General features: G+C 46.9%; 17 protein-coding genes and 1 tRNA gene. 16 read left to right on the top strand and 2 right to left on the bottom strand.

The features are described from left to right. Positions 1-31: 31 nt before the first annotated feature. On the bottom strand, positions 32-646 hold the full coding sequence (locus B2U10_RS01980) for a PH domain-containing protein (protein WP_023468990.1): 615 nt from the start codon (positions 644-646) through the stop codon (positions 32-34). Between the two features lie 117 nt (positions 647-763). Beyond that, a complete protein-coding gene (locus B2U10_RS01975; protein ID WP_056062616.1) occupies positions 764-1,183 on the bottom strand; it encodes a YslB family protein in 420 nt (139 codons plus the stop codon). A gap of 213 nt (positions 1,184-1,396) precedes the next feature. Here B2U10_RS01975 and B2U10_RS01970 point away from each other — a divergent pair, with 213 nt between their 5' ends. The 16 genes from B2U10_RS01970 to yihA all read left to right on the top strand — a co-directional run bounded on the left by B2U10_RS01970 (position 1,397) and on the right by yihA (position 15,851). Then, positions 1,397-2,014 (top strand): succinate dehydrogenase cytochrome b558 subunit, encoded by a 618-nt coding sequence (locus B2U10_RS01970; protein ID WP_035406385.1) that lies wholly within the window; start codon positions 1,397-1,399, stop codon positions 2,012-2,014. A 19-nt stretch (positions 2,015-2,033) separates the two neighbouring features. Next, positions 2,034-3,797, top strand: a complete 1,764-nt coding sequence (gene sdhA / locus B2U10_RS01965) for a succinate dehydrogenase flavoprotein subunit (RefSeq protein WP_023468987.1) — start codon at positions 2,034-2,036, stop codon at positions 3,795-3,797. Beyond that, complete coding sequence (gene sdhB, locus B2U10_RS01960) at positions 3,797-4,603, top strand: succinate dehydrogenase iron-sulfur subunit (RefSeq protein WP_023468986.1); 807 nt, start codon at positions 3,797-3,799, stop codon at positions 4,601-4,603. The genes sdhA and sdhB overlap by 1 nt, the downstream gene beginning before the upstream one ends. Positions 4,604-4,659: 56 nt before the next feature. Further along, positions 4,660-5,115, top strand: coding sequence for an acyl-CoA thioesterase (locus B2U10_RS01955; RefSeq protein ID WP_035406388.1), 456 nt, complete (start codon positions 4,660-4,662; stop codon positions 5,113-5,115). Positions 5,116-5,180: 65 nt separating this feature from the next. Beyond that, entirely contained in the window at positions 5,181-5,444 is a 264-nt protein-coding gene (locus tag B2U10_RS01950) for a phosphocarrier protein HPr (protein WP_012371023.1), read from the top strand. Positions 5,445-5,530: 86 nt separating this feature from the next. Further along, on the top strand, positions 5,531-6,337 hold the full coding sequence (gene racE, locus B2U10_RS01945) for a glutamate racemase (RefSeq protein WP_035406391.1): 807 nt from the start codon (positions 5,531-5,533) through the stop codon (positions 6,335-6,337). Continuing rightward, positions 6,338-7,093 carry a ribonuclease PH gene (rph, locus tag B2U10_RS01940; protein WP_035406394.1) on the top strand — a complete coding sequence of 252 codons (756 nt, stop codon included), beginning with the start codon at positions 6,338-6,340 and terminating at the stop codon, positions 7,091-7,093. Further along, a complete protein-coding gene (locus tag B2U10_RS01935; RefSeq protein ID WP_056062611.1) occupies positions 7,090-7,683 on the top strand; it encodes an XTP/dITP diphosphatase in 594 nt (197 codons plus the stop codon). Before rph ends, B2U10_RS01935 begins: the two co-directional genes overlap by 4 nt. A 5-nt stretch (positions 7,684-7,688) precedes the next feature. Next, entirely contained in the window at positions 7,689-8,198 is a 510-nt protein-coding gene (locus B2U10_RS01930) for a metallophosphoesterase family protein (RefSeq protein ID WP_214852973.1), read from the top strand. 73 nt (positions 8,199-8,271) lie between these two features. Continuing rightward, a tRNA-Arg gene (locus B2U10_RS01925) sits at positions 8,272-8,345 on the top strand. Between the two features lie 102 nt (positions 8,346-8,447). Continuing rightward, on the top strand, positions 8,448-8,972 hold the full coding sequence (locus tag B2U10_RS01920) for a hypothetical protein (RefSeq protein ID WP_231496831.1): 525 nt from the start codon (positions 8,448-8,450) through the stop codon (positions 8,970-8,972). A gap of 27 nt (positions 8,973-8,999) precedes the next feature. Beyond that, positions 9,000-9,986, top strand: a complete 987-nt coding sequence (locus B2U10_RS01915; protein WP_056062604.1) for a hypothetical protein — start codon at positions 9,000-9,002, stop codon at positions 9,984-9,986. Positions 9,987-10,096: 110 nt separating this feature from the next. Then, the gene (gene tig / locus B2U10_RS01910) at positions 10,097-11,389 is read left to right on the top strand and encodes a trigger factor (protein ID WP_290772025.1); all 1,293 of its coding nucleotides are present in this window, start codon (positions 10,097-10,099) and stop codon (positions 11,387-11,389) included. A gap of 234 nt (positions 11,390-11,623) precedes the next feature. Then, positions 11,624-12,889: an ATP-dependent protease ATP-binding subunit ClpX gene (gene clpX / locus B2U10_RS01905; protein WP_023468977.1), complete on the top strand. Its 1,266-nt coding sequence runs from the start codon at positions 11,624-11,626 to the stop codon at positions 12,887-12,889. 69 nt (positions 12,890-12,958) lie between these two features. Beyond that, positions 12,959-15,268, top strand: coding sequence for an endopeptidase La (gene lon, locus B2U10_RS01900; protein WP_035406409.1), 2,310 nt, complete (start codon positions 12,959-12,961; stop codon positions 15,266-15,268). Position 15,269: 1 nt separating this feature from the next. Continuing rightward, on the top strand, positions 15,270-15,851 hold the full coding sequence (yihA, locus tag B2U10_RS01895; RefSeq protein WP_023468975.1) for a ribosome biogenesis GTP-binding protein YihA/YsxC: 582 nt from the start codon (positions 15,270-15,272) through the stop codon (positions 15,849-15,851). The last annotated feature ends 51 nt before the right edge of the window (positions 15,852-15,902 follow it).

The following is a 15,902-nucleotide window of genomic DNA, read 5'->3' as shown; positions in this document are numbered from 1 at the left end:
CCTCGTGAAGAGAGCGGCTTTTTTTATGGCATTAGTTGTTGATGTACTTCTCGTAGTACGAACCGAAATCACGCTGGTTCCACTGATGGTAGTGACCTTGAAGCCACTCGAAGGATTGTTCAGACAACTCCTTGAATGTTTGCGGAACATTCATGTCGCCTTGGCGAAGACCACCGAGAATCGTGACCGAATGATTTAATGAGCTATTCGCGAACTCGAGCATCTTTTGTCCTTCGTATTGTTTTTCAGCGATGGCAAGTAATGTCTTATACAGATCCTTTACATGCTCCAGTTGTTTTTTATCAACGTCGATCGAATAATGTTTGCCACCGATTTCGAACTTGATCTCGACATCGAGGTCGACTGTTCCGGCCGTTTCGAACATGACGTGGCGAATTGGATAATGTGCATATGGATAGCGGTAGAGTACACGTTTTGAACTGACAGCACTTTCTCCATCAAGGTGAATCAAGGCTAAGTTCGTAAAGCAATACTCGTCAGATTTGGACTTGATCAAGAAATAGATTTTTTCGCCGTCTTCATGTAAAACATAATCGTCAGCGGCTGCCTTGTCGAAATCATCAGGATGAATGACTTGTCCGATATCACTGAATCCCGTTAAATCTGCTGCTAGTTTTTTGAACATGTAAAGTTCCTCCTCGCAATTTGTGTACGCATGATTTTACGATCACTTGCTACAAAAAGTTTCATGAATCTATTTCGATGTTGAAAATAAAGATTCCTGTCACATTCTATGTAAAGTTCAACCGATTGGTTCGAGTGGATCTTTTGGATCAATTTGGACCGTGATTTGAACAAACTCTTTACTCGTCTCAGCATATCCTTCCGCAACACATCCGTTAAAACGAGAAAACTGTTCAGCGAGGAAACCGGCTTCGAGTTGAAAGTAGCCTTGTGGCCGTTCATCTCTCGTCGTATCAGGAGGAGACAGTACGAACGAGATGACCGTTCCTTTACGTTTCTTGATTTCGAGCATTCCCCAACCGGCTTGTTCAAAGAATGAGGCCAATTCAGATTCATCCACGACAGGGAATTGACGCGCGAGACGTTTACCTGCCCAGTAGATGACTTGCCGATAATCCGATCCTAGAAGATCGGTTAACACATAATCCCGGATCAGTTCGATTCCGAAAAGTGGTGTTTGGTTTGGTGTAACATCCATCATGATTCACTCCTATCTGCCAACCATTATACCGAGATGATTCTAGCAGGTCATTGTTTTCCTGAAAAAATTTGCAGTTAAATGCAACGGCTCGGGTTGTCTTCTAAAAAGGACAGGAGTAGAATAAGTGATGAAAAGACGAATTTCCTTATGAAAGCGCTTTTCTACCAAAATGCGCCAACGGTTGATTGGCAAACAAAAGGGGGGATTTGGATGGCGAATCATCGTGATTTCGTGAGTCGTAAAATACACTCACTGCTCGGCGTCATTCCAATCGGGTTATTTTTACTTTCGCACTTAACGACGAACTACTTCATCGTACGTGGTGAGGAAGACTTCAATAAGGCCGCGGAATTTGTGGGGAGCGTTCCGTATCGATTGTTCTTAGAGATCTTTGTCATCTTCATTCCAATCATCTTGCATGGTGTCTACGGTGTTTACATCGCATTCACGGGTTCTGCGAACACAGGACGATATACATATTTCCGGAACTGGATGTATGTCTTGCAACGGTTTAGCGGAGTGTTCCTCGTCGTGTTCATCACATGGCACGTTTGGGAGACTCGGATTGCCGCTGCGATGGGAACAGAAGTTGATGCGAGCATGATGCAGAACATCGTCGATAACGGATTCATGTTAGCGTTCTATATCGTCGGGATCTTGGCAACGACATTCCACCTCGCGAACGGACTATGGACGTTCTGTATTACTTGGGGAATCACGCAGTCACCAGCATCTCAACGGGCGATGTCTTACGTGGCAGCACTCGTATTCATCGGTTTATCGTTTGTAGGCGTACGCTCGATCTTAACGTTTGCAGGCGTGTTGTAAGGAAAGGGGAACTGACAACATGGCGAACAAGAATCTTGTCATCATCGGCGGAGGGCTTGCCGGTCTGATGGCTACGATAAAAGCAGCAGAGCAAGGCGTACCAGTTAAGTTATTCTCACTCGTACCCGTCAAACGCTCACACTCTGTTTGTGCACAAGGTGGCATCAACGGAGCAGTCAATACGAAAGGGGAAGGGGATTCACCATATCAGCATTTCGATGACACGGTATACGGTGGAGACTTCCTCGCAAATCAACCACCTGTTCAAAAAATGGCGGAAGCAGCACCGAAGATCATCCATATGTTCGACCGCATGGGTGTCATGTTCAACCGGACACCGGAAGGGTTACTCGACTTCCGACGCTTCGGAGGAACGTTGCATCACCGGACGGCATACGCTGGAGCGACGACGGGGCAACAGTTATTGTACGCATTAGATGAACAGGTTCGTAAGTTCGAAGCGCAAGGTTTGGTAGAAAAATATGAAGGATGGGAATTCCTTCGTGCCATCATCGATGACAATGGCATCTGTCGTGGAGCGGTTTGTCAAAACCTCCGGACGATGGAAATCGAGGCATTTGCCGCGGATTCTGTCATCCTCGCGACAGGTGGTCCTGGGGTCATCTTCGGAAAATCGACGAACTCGGTTATCAACACAGGACAAGCGGCAGCAGCTGTCTATCGTCAAGGTGCGATCTATGCGAACGGTGAGTTCATCCAGATTCACCCGACAGCGATTCCTGGGGATGATAAATTACGTCTCATGAGTGAATCAGCACGTGGTGAGGGCGGTCGCGTCTGGACGTATAAAGACGGTAAACCTTGGTACTTCCTTGAAGAGAAATATCCGGCATACGGAAACCTTGTCCCACGAGATATCGCGACACGCGAGATTTTTGACGTCTGTGTCAATCAAAAACTCGGCGTCAATGGGGAGAACATGGTTTATCTTGATCTATCACATAAAGACGCAAAAGAACTCGACGTCAAACTCGGTGGAATCCTTGAAATCTACGAAAAGTTCGTCGGTGATGATCCACGAAAAGTACCGATGAAAATTTTCCCGGCTGTTCACTATTCAATGGGTGGACTATGGGTCGACTACGATCAGATGACGAATATTCCTGGACTATTTGCAGCAGGCGAATGTGATTATTCGATGCACGGAGGAAACCGTCTCGGAGCGAATTCACTTCTTTCTGCGGTATATGGCGGAATGGTCGCCGGACCGTCAGCGATCGCGTATATGAATGAACTTGAGACATCGGTTCATGAGATGAGCGAAGACGTCGTCGAAGCGCATAAGATCGAAGAAATCAATCGTTTTAACGATATCTTATCGATGGAAGGTACAGAAAACGCGTATCAGATCCACCGTGAACTTGGAGAAATCATGACGGATAATGTCACGGTCGTCCGTTATAACGATAAGCTCGAAGAGACACTCACGAAAATCAAGGAACTTCGTGATCGGTTCACGCGCATTTCGGCAACGGACACAGCGCGTTGGAGTAACCAAGGAGCGTCGTTCATCCGTCAGCTCGATCACATGCTCGACCTAGCCGAAGCAATTACGCTCGGTGCCTTAAAACGTGACGAGAGTCGCGGGGCGCACTACAAACCGGACTTCCCGGAACGTAATGATGAACAGTTCTTGAAGACAACGATGGCTCGTTATACGAATGGTCATCCAGAAATCTTCTATGAAGATGTCGACACGTCGTTGATTCCACCGCGGAAACGCGACTACAGTAAGAAGTCGAAGAAAGAGGTGAAAGCATAATGGCGACACCACTCGAATCATCTACTACGCAAAAATCGGTTCAATTCATCGTTCAACGTCAAGATGGACCTGATGGTAAACCGTATGATGAAGCGTTTGAAATTCCGTACCGTCCGAACATGAACGTCATCTCTGCTTTAATGGAGATTCGTCGTAATCCTGTGAATGCAGCCGGTGAAAAAACGACACCGATCAACTGGGATATGGGTTGTCTAGAAGAAGTATGTGGCGCTTGTTCCATGGTCATCAACGGTACACCACGTCAATCGTGTACGGCACTCGTCGATAAACTCGAACAACCGATCCGCCTTCAACCGATGCAGACATTCCCAATCGTTCGTGACCTTCAAGTCGACCGTCAGCGCATGTTTGATGCGTTGAAAAAGGTTAAAGCATGGGTCCCGATCGATGGAACGTACGACTTAGGTCCAGGACCACGGATGCCAGAGAACAAACGTCAATGGGCATATGAGTTATCGAAATGTATGACATGTGGCGTGTGTCTCGAAGCATGTCCGAACGTCAACGATCGTTCGACGTTCATCGGGCCAGCATCGATCTCACAAGTTCGTCTATTCAACTCGCATCCAACAGGTGCCTTCCATAAGGAAGAACGTCTTGAAGCGTTGATGGAAGATGGCGGGATCATGCAGTGTGGTAATGCTCAAAACTGTGTCGAGGTTTGTCCGAAAGGCATTCCGCTGACGACTTCGATCGCAGCGATGAACCGTCAGACGACACTTCACTCATTCAAGAAGTTCTTCGGTAGTGACGAAGGACGGACAGGTGAAGCGGTTAGTTCATAAGTTATTAAAGAAGGAGCTTGCTCCTTCTTTTTTCATTCAGACAGGAGGAACCGATTGTGCGCGTACCAGCTTATATTCCAGAACTCGAATCATGGCTTGAACAAATGAAACATGGAACACGACTCGACGTCGCTGTTCGTTTTGCAGAGACGGATGCCTATGGTCATATGAATAACCGGGTACCGTTCGTCTATTTCGAGGACGTTCGGACATTGATGTTAGAGGAGACCGGATACTCGCTTGCAGAAGACGGGATCATCGTCGTTGCGGATGCCCAGTGTAATTACATTCGCCAAGTGTATCCACGGACACGTCTCGCCGTCTATGCGTACCCAGTACATGTCGGAAGTGCATCGTGTGACGTCCATTATGCGGCATTTGATGAGCAGGGTGAACTGATGTTCACAGGACGGACATCGATGGTACAAATCAATCGTGCCGGGAAAGCATTCCCATGGAGTGAGACATATAAAAATTCCTTGCAGAATCGATTCGAATCCGTTATCATTTGATAATGAGTTCACATATTCGAAAACGACTCACTAGTACGTTATTAGTGAAGGGAGATTTCTTAATCATGGAAAAAACATTCAAAGTCATCGCGGATTCAGGCATTCACGCTCGTCCCGCTACTCAGCTCGTCAACACAGCATCTAAATTCCAATCAGACATCAACTTGGAATACAACGGAAAGACTGTCAACTTGAAGTCAATCATGGGTGTTCTTTCACTCGGAATCGCGAAAGATTCAGATATCAAAATCGTTGCAAACGGTGACGATGCTTCTGAAGCAATCACGACTCTTTCAGATATGCTGACTAGCGAAGGTCTTGCTCAGTAATCCTGTAATCGTACATTCTCGGACGCCGGTCTTGCACCGTCGTCCTTTTTTGTTACCATAAGATTGAGAGAAAGAGGTGGAGAAGAGTGAATCGAGCGATTGGAGTACTGGATTCCGGAGTCGGTGGATTGACGGTCGCACGTGAATTGATGCGACAGTTGCCCCATGAGCGAATCATCTATGTCGGGGATACACTACGTTGTCCGTATGGTCCGCGTCCAGAAGAAGAGATTCGTGAGTTTACGTGGGAGATGATTGATTATCTCGTACAACAAGATGTGAAATTGATCGTGATCGCCTGTAATACAGCTACGGCTGTCGTCTTAAAAGAAGCGCGAGAACGTTTAAATATACCTGTCATCGGTGTCATCGATCCGGGTGCCCGTGCAGCAGTCAAGGTGACACGTACGAAACGAATCGGTGTCATCGGAACGAAAATGACGATTACAAGTAATTCCTACGAGAAGGCGTTACGACATGTCGAAGGACAAGTTGTCGTTGAATCGTTAGCGTGCCCGCCATTCGTTCCGCTCGTCGAGTCGATGCAAACGGATGGCGCATACGTCGAACGTGTCGTTGCGAATACGCTACGACCTTTAATGAATTACGATATGGATACACTAATACTCGGGTGCACCCATTATCCGCTCTTAGCAGATGTCATTGGACGGGTCATCGGACCAGGCGTTCAACTCATCTCTTCAGGGGATGAAACCGCACTCGAAGTAGCAGCACTACTTGACTACAACACGATTTCAGCAGATGTGACACAAACACCAGAACATCGTTATTACGCGACAGGCGATATCCGCTCATTCGACCAAATTGCAACGGACTGGCTCGATCAGCCCATTCATGCGGAGCGCATCGTCCTTGGAACGGAGGAAGATTAAATGCGGACAGACCAACGAACGGCGGACGATCTCCGTCCAGTACAGTTATCAGTTGACATCAATAAACACGCGGAAGGTTCGATTTTGATTGAACTGGGTGATACGAAAGTCCTCTGCACGGCGACCGTCGAGGAAAGGGTACCACCATTTCTACGTGGAAAACGCCAAGGCTGGATCAATGCGGAATATTCGATGTTACCGCGGGCAACCGCTCAGCGGACTGCACGAGAAGCCGTTCGCGGCAAACAAACGGGACGGACGATGGAAATCCAACGTCTCATTAGCCGATCGCTTCGAGCGGTCGTCGATTTAGAAAAACTTGGTGAACGGACGATCTGGATCGATTGTGACGTCATTCAAGCTGATGGCGGAACACGAACAGCATCGATCACCGGTGGATTTTTAGCACTCGTTCGAGCTATCGATCAACTGATTCAAGCGGGAAAACTGACCGATACACCAATCAAAGAGGGCATCGCCGCCATCTCAGTTGGAATTGTCGAATCGAATGCCTTACTTGATTTATGCTACGAAGAGGATGCTGCAGCTGAAGTCGACTTCAATCTCGTCATGACCTCATCCGGTAAAATCGTCGAGATGCAAGCAACAGGAGAAGAGTCGACCTTTTCCCGTCAAGAGATGCTCGAAATGCTCGAACTTGGGGAAAAAGGTATTAAGGAACTGATTGAAGCCGGTCGCGAGGCACTCGGTGTTTCGTGGTGGTATGTAGGAGAAGAAGTGGGGGAACATAAATGAAAGTCATCGTCGCAACACATAACGCTGGTAAAGTGAAGGAACTCGAAAGCATGCTTGGGCGTCTCGGCTATACAGTCGAGTCGTTACTCGATCATTCGGATGCTAAAGAAACGGATGAGACAGGTGAAACATTCGAGGAGAATGCACTCTTAAAAGCAACAGAAGCAGCAGCCTACTTTGGTCACGCAGTACTTGCTGACGATTCAGGTCTTGAAGTCGATGCTTTAGATGGCGCTCCAGGTGTCTACTCGGCACGCTTCGCGGGTCTTGAAAAGTCGGATGCAGCGAACAACGCTCTACTACTTGAAAAGTTAGAAGGTGTTCCGGAAGAGGAGCGGACGGCACGCTTCGTTTGTGTACTCGCGCTAGCAAAACCAACAGGCGAAACATTGACGGTACGAGGAACAATGGAAGGGCGAATCGGTTTTGAAGCAACGGGATCGAACGGTTTCGGTTATGACCCATTGTTCGTCACGGCAAGTGGACAAACGGCTGCTGAGTTGACGAAAGAAGAAAAAGCGATGATCAGTCATCGTGGCAATGCATTGCGCAAGCTCGAACAGGACTTAACTACTTTCCTAGGAGTGTGATGAAAATGAGAGCGTTGATCGTTAGTGATAGCCATGGACTAGAACAAGAACTGCTTACGATATTCGAACGGCATCAGGACGTGGATTTGGCTTTTCATTGTGGAGACTCTCAATTGACACGCGACATTGAATCGTTATATCCATATCGTGTTGTACGGGGGAACTGTGATTATGGACACGATTTCCCGGAAGAAGTCACGTCGGAAATGGACGAGCATAAGGTCCTCTGTGTCCACGGACATCGTCAGGACGTCAAATATAGCCTAGATGTCTTGCAACATCATGCGAACGAAAAGCAAGCTGATATCGTTTTGTATGGTCATTCTCATGTTGCGAAGGCGGAGTATCGGGATGGTGTGTTATTCATCAATCCAGGATCGATTCGGATGCCACGCCATCGCCCAGACAAGACGTATGCGATTCTTGAAGTAGAACAAGACCGCTATTCTGTCGATTTTCTTGACATGAACGGGGATCGCGTCAATGCACTTCACCTCGACGGAACATTTTTGTAATAAAATAAATGCAATCTTTGTAATGTGATTGACACGAAAGAATTGTTCTAGTATAGTTTATTCGTGTTGACACGTCCCAATAGCTCAGCAGGATAGAGCAACGGCCTTCTAAGCCGTCGGTCGGGGGTTCGAATCCCTCTTGGGACGCTATAATTAAAATAGAGACTGCCCTTACGAGGGCGGTCTCTTTTTTTTATTTCAATTTTCGTTTATAATTAAGGTATCATGAACTCGAAAGGGATGAAAGCGATGTGGAAGAAAGTTGGTACAGTCCTGTTACTCAGTACGTTTCTTGTAGGGTGTAGTGAGATTTCAAATACAGTTGATGATGCAAAACAACAGGTCAACGATGTGAAAAATAGTGTCGATTATGCTGGAGAACTTCAAGGGATTGCGAAAGATACGGCACAAGTCACGTCAGACTTATCTTCTTCTTTGAATGAAGCGGCTGCGAAAGCACGCGAATCCACGAATCCGGAGCAAGCGCTCGACCAACAAGTCGAAAAGTTAAAGGAAAACGGAACGATTGATCAGTTCAATCAAGAGCTGGACCAAATCGACCAACGATTGGCGGGACTTGAAAATCCACCGCAAGAGTTACAAAATTTAAGTGCAAAGCTCGAGCAGTTCGTGAATCAATCAGAAGATATCACACGACTTCTTGAAACAGACGTCTCTCTCGATACATTAAATCGTCTTGGCATCGAACAAGCAGGGAAATTACAAGAGGCGATCACGAACTGGACATCATTGCTTGATCCATTCACAAACTGAACAGTGAATTAAAAGGAGTGTCGGAAAATGGGGACATCCCGCTGGATGGAACACGAATTAGAAGCGGAACGAGTGCGCATCCTCCGTTTGCCCGCATCTGAACAGGAACGGCTGGTCAAGGAATTAGAGACTGACCAATTGACAGGAGAAGACGTATTATACCGACTCTATGTCATTCAACCGCTATTACTGCATGACCGTGAACGATACGAAACTGTAGCAGAACGTTTTCTTGAAGTCGAGGGTGTGGAGCAAGTGCTCGCACTCTTTCTTTATGAACTCGGAGAACGGTATCCAATGAAGCTCGCTCTACGCTCGGCGTCACCGTATCTGCCGTATGGACTTGCGCTTCGGTTAGACGAGATCAAACAGCGGATGACGGTGCGAGAACAAAAGACGACACCGGTTCAAAAAAACAATGTTACTCAGAGTACTGTAACTTCCGGAACGGCGTTGATGCATGTGTTGCAACATGGAAGCTGGGTCGAACAAATGCGCCATTTGGCTGGTGCTGAATTCGAACGGACACCTGCGCTCTTTGACTACATCACACACAAGTATCTTCGTGCTCAGGATACAGAACATCAAAGCCTACTCGTCATCGATCAGTTATTAGGAAGTGTGATTGAGCATCTGTCCTATCCGGCAGACATTTATGTGCCACATTTAGATGTACACTGGACGATCTCGACGCGTCAAGATTTAGAAGAAGTGCTGATTGCGCATCAACAGGAACAACAAGCGTTACTCGCATCGATGCATACATTAGAAAAAATGGATCCTTTTCGAGCCTTGCTCGTCTTACGTTCGGACCAGTTGATTCATCTTGAAGAACGAGAAGCAATCGGGTCGGATATGGAGAAGTGGCTTCTCGCATGCGAAGAACTAGCCGGTCTGTCGTTTGAAAAAGAAGAGCCGGAACGTGACTTGAGTCCGCTAGCGAAGCGATTATATCAGGGGGTGCATATCCTCTATCCGGAAGTCATCGCATTCGAGCAGATTTACTTCGATTGAGACATCTGGAAACGATTCGTTCAACAGTGGTAATCGTCAGAACGATTGTGCTATAATGTGACTTGTTGTACACACATGTACGCTAATTGACAATTTTGGAGGGACTCAGCATGACTGCAAAATGGGAAAAACAATCAGGTAGCCTCGGCGTCCTCACGTATGAAGCGCCTGCTGAAGCATTTGATAAAGCGGTAGACCAAGCGTTCAAGAAAGTCGTTAAGACTTTGAACACACCAGGTTTCCGTAAAGGAAAAATGCCACGCGCAATGTTCAACAAAATGTACGGTGAAGAAGCACTGTACCAAGATGCACTCGATATCCTTTATAAGGACACAATCGAAGGTGCAGTCGTCGAATCAGGAATCGAGCCAATCGCGCTTGAAAACATCGACGTTGAAACACTCGAAAAAGGCAAGCCAGTCGAATTCAAAATCACGTTCGTCATCGAGCCAGAAGCTACACTCGGTGAGTACAAAGGTCTTGAGTACACAGCAGTTGAAACGAACGTTACTGACGAAGACGTCGACGCTGAACTCAAAACATTGCAAGAACGCGGTGCAGAACTCGTCGTTAAAGAAGATGGCGTCATCGAGAATGGCGATACAGTCGTATTCGACTTCGCAGGTTTCGATGGGGAAAACCAATTCGACGGCGGAACTGCTGAGAACTACTCACTCGTCATCGGTTCTGGAAACTTCATTCCTGGATTCGAAGAGCAAATGATCGGTTTAAAAACTGGCGAGCAAAAAGATCTTGAAGTGACATTCCCAGAGGAATACCACGAAGCATCACTCGCTGGAAAACCAGTTACATTCAAAGTAACAATCCATGAAGTCAAAGCGCAAGAGCTCCCTGAATTGACAGATGAGTTCGCAAAAGAGATGGATGAAGAAGTTTCTTCACTCGACGAGTTGAAAACAAAAATCCGTACGCGTCTCGAAAACACACGCAAACAAGAAGCTGATGCTTCAATGCGCGATGAGTTAGTCGAAGCGGCTACGAAAAACGCGACAGTTGATCTTCCAGAAGTCATGGTCGAAAACGAAGTCGAGCGTATGGTTCAAGAGTTCACACAACGTATTCAATCACAAGGCATCGACCTCAACATGTACTTCCAGTTGACTGGAACGACAGAAGAGGCAATGCGTTCTGAAATGAAAGAGCAAGCGGAAGAGCGCGTTAAGGCACGTCTCGTCCTTAAGCAAATCGTTGCTGACGAAAAAATCGAAGTAACAGATGAGGAAACACAAACTGAACTTCAATCAATGTCAGAACTCTACAACATCCCTGCAGATCAACTTGAAACGATGCTTGCACCACAAGGTGGTCTTGAAACGCTTAAAGGCGACCTTCAATTCCGTAAAGCTATCGATGTTCTCGTCGACAACGCAAAAGCAAAATAAGCCATTTCATGGTTTTCGATCGACTTCAAGCCCAATTTCTGGTCTTGGAGTCGATTTTTTTGTACGATAGGTCAAACAAGGACAAACAATCCTTGGTTCAGGACATCAAACTGTAAATCGTTCGTCCAGGATTTGAAAGACTTTCCTTGTTCATGCTACAATCATAAATAGTAAAACGTGAGACGGGATGCTACAGGCGTCCATACAATTTCCACGTTAAAGGGGTGGACCTTTATGTTTAAATTCAACGAAGAAAAAGGTCAGCTAAAATGTTCTTTCTGTGGAAAGACACAAGAACAAGTACGCAAACTTGTTGCTGGACCTGGCGTTTACATTTGCGACGAGTGTATCGAACTCTGCAATGAAATCGTAGAGGAAGAACTCGGTACAGAAGAAGAAGTCGAGCTGAAGAATGTTCCAAAACCGCATGAAATTCGTACGACACTTGACGATTATGTCATCGGTCAAGAAAAAGCGAAAAAATCGTTATCTGTAGCGATGTATAATCACTACAAACGAATCAATGCTGGTGGTCGCGCAGATGATGTCGAGCTCTCAAAATCAAACATCGTCATGATCGGTCCAACAGGTAGCGGTAAGACACTTCTTGCCCAAACGATGGCACGTATCTTAAACGTACCGTTTGCGATTGCAGATGCAACAAGTTTGACGGAAGCCGGTTATGTCGGTGAAGACGTCGAGAACATCCTGTTGAAACTCATCCAAGCAGCGGACTATGATGTCGAGAAGGCTGAAAAAGGAATCATCTACATTGATGAGATCGATAAGATCGCTCGTAAATCAGAAAATCCGTCAATTACACGTGATGTTTCTGGTGAGGGTGTTCAACAAGCCTTGCTGAAGATTTTGGAAGGAACTGTTGCAAGTGTACCGCCACAAGGTGGACGCAAACATCCGCATCAAGAATTCATCCAAATCGATACGACGAATATCTTGTTCATCGTTGGTGGAGCATTCGATGGTATCGATCAGTCGATCAAACGTCGTCTCGGTAAAAAAGTCATCGGCTTCGGAAACGATTCAGAGAACCGTAACCTCACACAAAAAGAAATTCTAGCAGCCGCATTGCCAGAAGATCTTCAAAAGTTTGGTTTGATTCCTGAGTTCATCGGTCGTTTGCCAGTCATGGCAACACTCGAGCCACTCGATGAAGAGGCACTCGTTCAAATCTTGACGAAACCGAAAAACGCCCTCGTGAAACAATATAAGAAAATGCTTCAACTTGATGATGTCGAACTCGACTTCACGGAAGATGCACTTCTTGAGATTGCGAAGCTCGCAATCGAACGTAAAACAGGTGCGCGTGGTCTTCGTTCAATCATCGAAGAAACTATGCTAGATATCATGTTCGAAATTCCATCGCGTGAAGACATCGCGAAAGTCATCATTACAGCAGAAACGTTGACTGGTAAGCGCGGTCCAACGCTTGAGTTGAAAGATGGTACAATTGAACATGGGAAAGAAAAAGAAACGGCGTAACACCGTGACAAATCGGCTCGGAGGCTACTTGTACGCCTTTCCGAGTCTTTTTGTTTAGGAGGAATTCGAATGAAGAAAAAACAATATCCACTTTTACCGTTACGCGGTGTCGTCGCGTATCCGTTGATCGGATTGACGATTGATGTCGGGCGTCCGGTATCCTTAAAAGCCTTACTTGCATCAAAGGAACACGAGATCGATCTCGTCGTCGTCACGCAACGTGATCCAGAAGCAGAGCCGTCTGTCGACGGGTTGCATCAGGTCGGTACACTTGTTCAAATCGCGAAGATGAGTGAACTTGGGAATGATACAGTTCGTGTTCGTGTTATCGGGAAGGAACGCGTCCGGATTGAAAACGTTGAGGAGACGGACGAAGGATATCAAGCAGTCATCGAACCAATCGAGAAGATGGACATCAAAGGGGCGAAACAAGAAGCGCTCGTTCGTCTAATTAAAGAACAGTTCGGTCAACTCGTCTCTCGTATCAAAGGCATCGGAACAGATGAGCGTCGTCGGTTCGAGACCTATGAACGTCTCGACTCATTGACGGACTATATCACGTCGAAGTTACCGATCGATATCTCGAAGAAACAGGAGTTCCTCGAACAACAGGATCCGGTCGAACGGGGATTGATGTTGCTTGACGTCATGAAACATGAATATGAAGTCGTCGAACTCGAACGTGAGATGCGTGAACGGACGAAGAAGACGATTGAACAATCGCAACGCGAGTATTACTTGCGGGAACAATTGAAGACGATTCAACAAGAACTCGGTGGCGAGTCGGCATCCGTTGAAAGCGATGCGACGAAATACCGGGAGCAACTGTCCATGCTTGATTTACCGGAAACGACGGTTGCGAACGTCGAGAAGGAAATCAGTCGTTTAGCTGTCGTACCGGCGACAAGTCCGGAACATGGTGTCATCCGCAACTATCTCGAGTGGTTCTTCTCGTTACCGTGGAACGAAGCAACCGATGATTTCTTGAACGTTTCAGCAGCTTCGGAACAGCTCGAAAAGGATCATTACGGTCTAGAAAAGGTCAAAGAACGAATTCTTGAGTATCTCGCTGTTCGTCAATTGACGGATTCGCTACGGGGTCCGATTCTCTGTCTTTCTGGTCCTCCGGGGGTCGGGAAAACGTCGCTTGCTCGCTCCATCGCAACAGCGCTCGAGCGGAAGTTTGTCCGCGTCTCACTTGGTGGCGTGCGCGATGAAGCGGAGATCCGTGGACATCGCCGGACGTATATCGGTGCGATGCCAGGTCGAATCATCCGCGGTTTAAAACAAGCAGGAACGAACAACCCGGTCTTCTTACTGGATGAGATTGATAAGATGTCAAATGACTTCCGTGGTGACCCATCGTCCGCGATGCTTGAAGTTCTTGATCCGGAACAAAACAACAGCTTCTCCGATCACTACATCGAAGAACCGTTCGATTTATCAAATGTCCTCTTCATTGCGACAGCAAATGATGTCTCGAACATCCCAGGACCGTTGCTCGACCGAATGGAACTGATTCAGATTGGTGGCTATACGGAACAAGAGAAGACGGAAATTGCCGTTCGTCATCTATTATCGAAGCAACTTGCTGAACACGGTCTGAAAAAGAGTCAATTGACGGTCAAAGCAGACGCGCTAGAAGAAGTAGTTCGTCGTTATACACGAGAAGCCGGTGTCCGTAATCTTGAACGTGTCCTCGGCTCACTTTGCCGGAAAGCAGCAAAACAAATCGCGATGGGTGAGAAGAAGCGGGTGACGGTAACGAAGCGTAATCTAGATGATTTCCTAGGTAAACCGATCTACCGTTATGGTCAAGGCGAGCTAGAAGATATGATTGGCGCAGTGACTGGTTTAGCGTATACTGCTTTTGGGGGCGATACGTTGACGATCGAAGTCAGTCTTGCTCCGGGTAAAGGGAAACTGCAGTTAACCGGGAAACTCGGTGACGTCATGCAAGAGTCCGCTCAGACTGCGTACAGCTTCGTCCGAGCAAATGCGACGTCCCTTGGCATCGAACCGAACTTCTACGAAACGCAAGACATCCACATCCACGTCCCTGAAGGTGCAGTACCAAAAGATGGTCCATCTGCTGGTATCACACTGGCAACAGCACTGATTTCCGCCTTGACGAAGCGTCCAGTTCGCCGGGACGTCGGGATGACAGGTGAAATCACACTACGTGGACGGGTCTTACCGATCGGTGGACTAAAGGAAAAGTCACTCGCAGCACATCGTGCGGGCTTGACGACCGTTCTTCTACCACAAGATAATACGCGGGACATCGATGATATCCCGGAAAGCGTCCGCGCAGGAATGGAATTCATTCCGGTCGCGACGATGGAGCAAGTGCTCGAACATGCATTAAAAGGAGAGTAACATGAAAATTTATAAAGCTGATTTTATTACGAGTGGCGTAAACCCGGAACATTATCCGGAGCCATTGTTGCCAGAAGTGGCACTCGCAGGGCGATCGAATGTCGGAAAGTCCTCTTTCATCAATAAACTGGTTCAGCGAAAAGCACTCGCGCGGACATCTTCGAAACCAGGTAAAACGCAAACTTTGAACTTCTTTAACATCAATGATGAAGTCATGTTCGTCGATGTACCGGGTTACGGGTATGCGAAAGTCTCGAAGACGGAGCGTGAAGCGTGGGGCAAGATGATGGAGAAGTACTTCACACAACGTGAAATCCTCAAAGGTGTCGTACAGCTCGTCGACATCCGACATGATCCGTCTGCGGATGACGTGACGATGTACGATTTCTTGAAGTATTACGATCTACCGGTCATCGTCGTTGCGACAAAACTCGATAAAATCAAAAAGAGTCAACGTGATAAACATATCGCGGCAATCAAACGTAAATTGCAATTTGATGGTCAAGATACCTTAATTCCTTTCTCATCTGAGACAGGAGAAGGCGTCGATGCCGCATGGGAAGCGATTTATCGTCTTCTGTAAAAAATGAAACGTTTTGTTCTCCTACAATAGGAGAGCAGGACGTTTTTTTTA

It is taken from the genome of Exiguobacterium sp. UBA7533, assembly GCF_002479335.1.
Lineage (GTDB): Bacteria > Bacillota > Bacilli > Exiguobacteriales > Exiguobacteriaceae > Exiguobacterium_A.
This window is presented reverse-complemented; position numbering and strand designations above follow the sequence as displayed.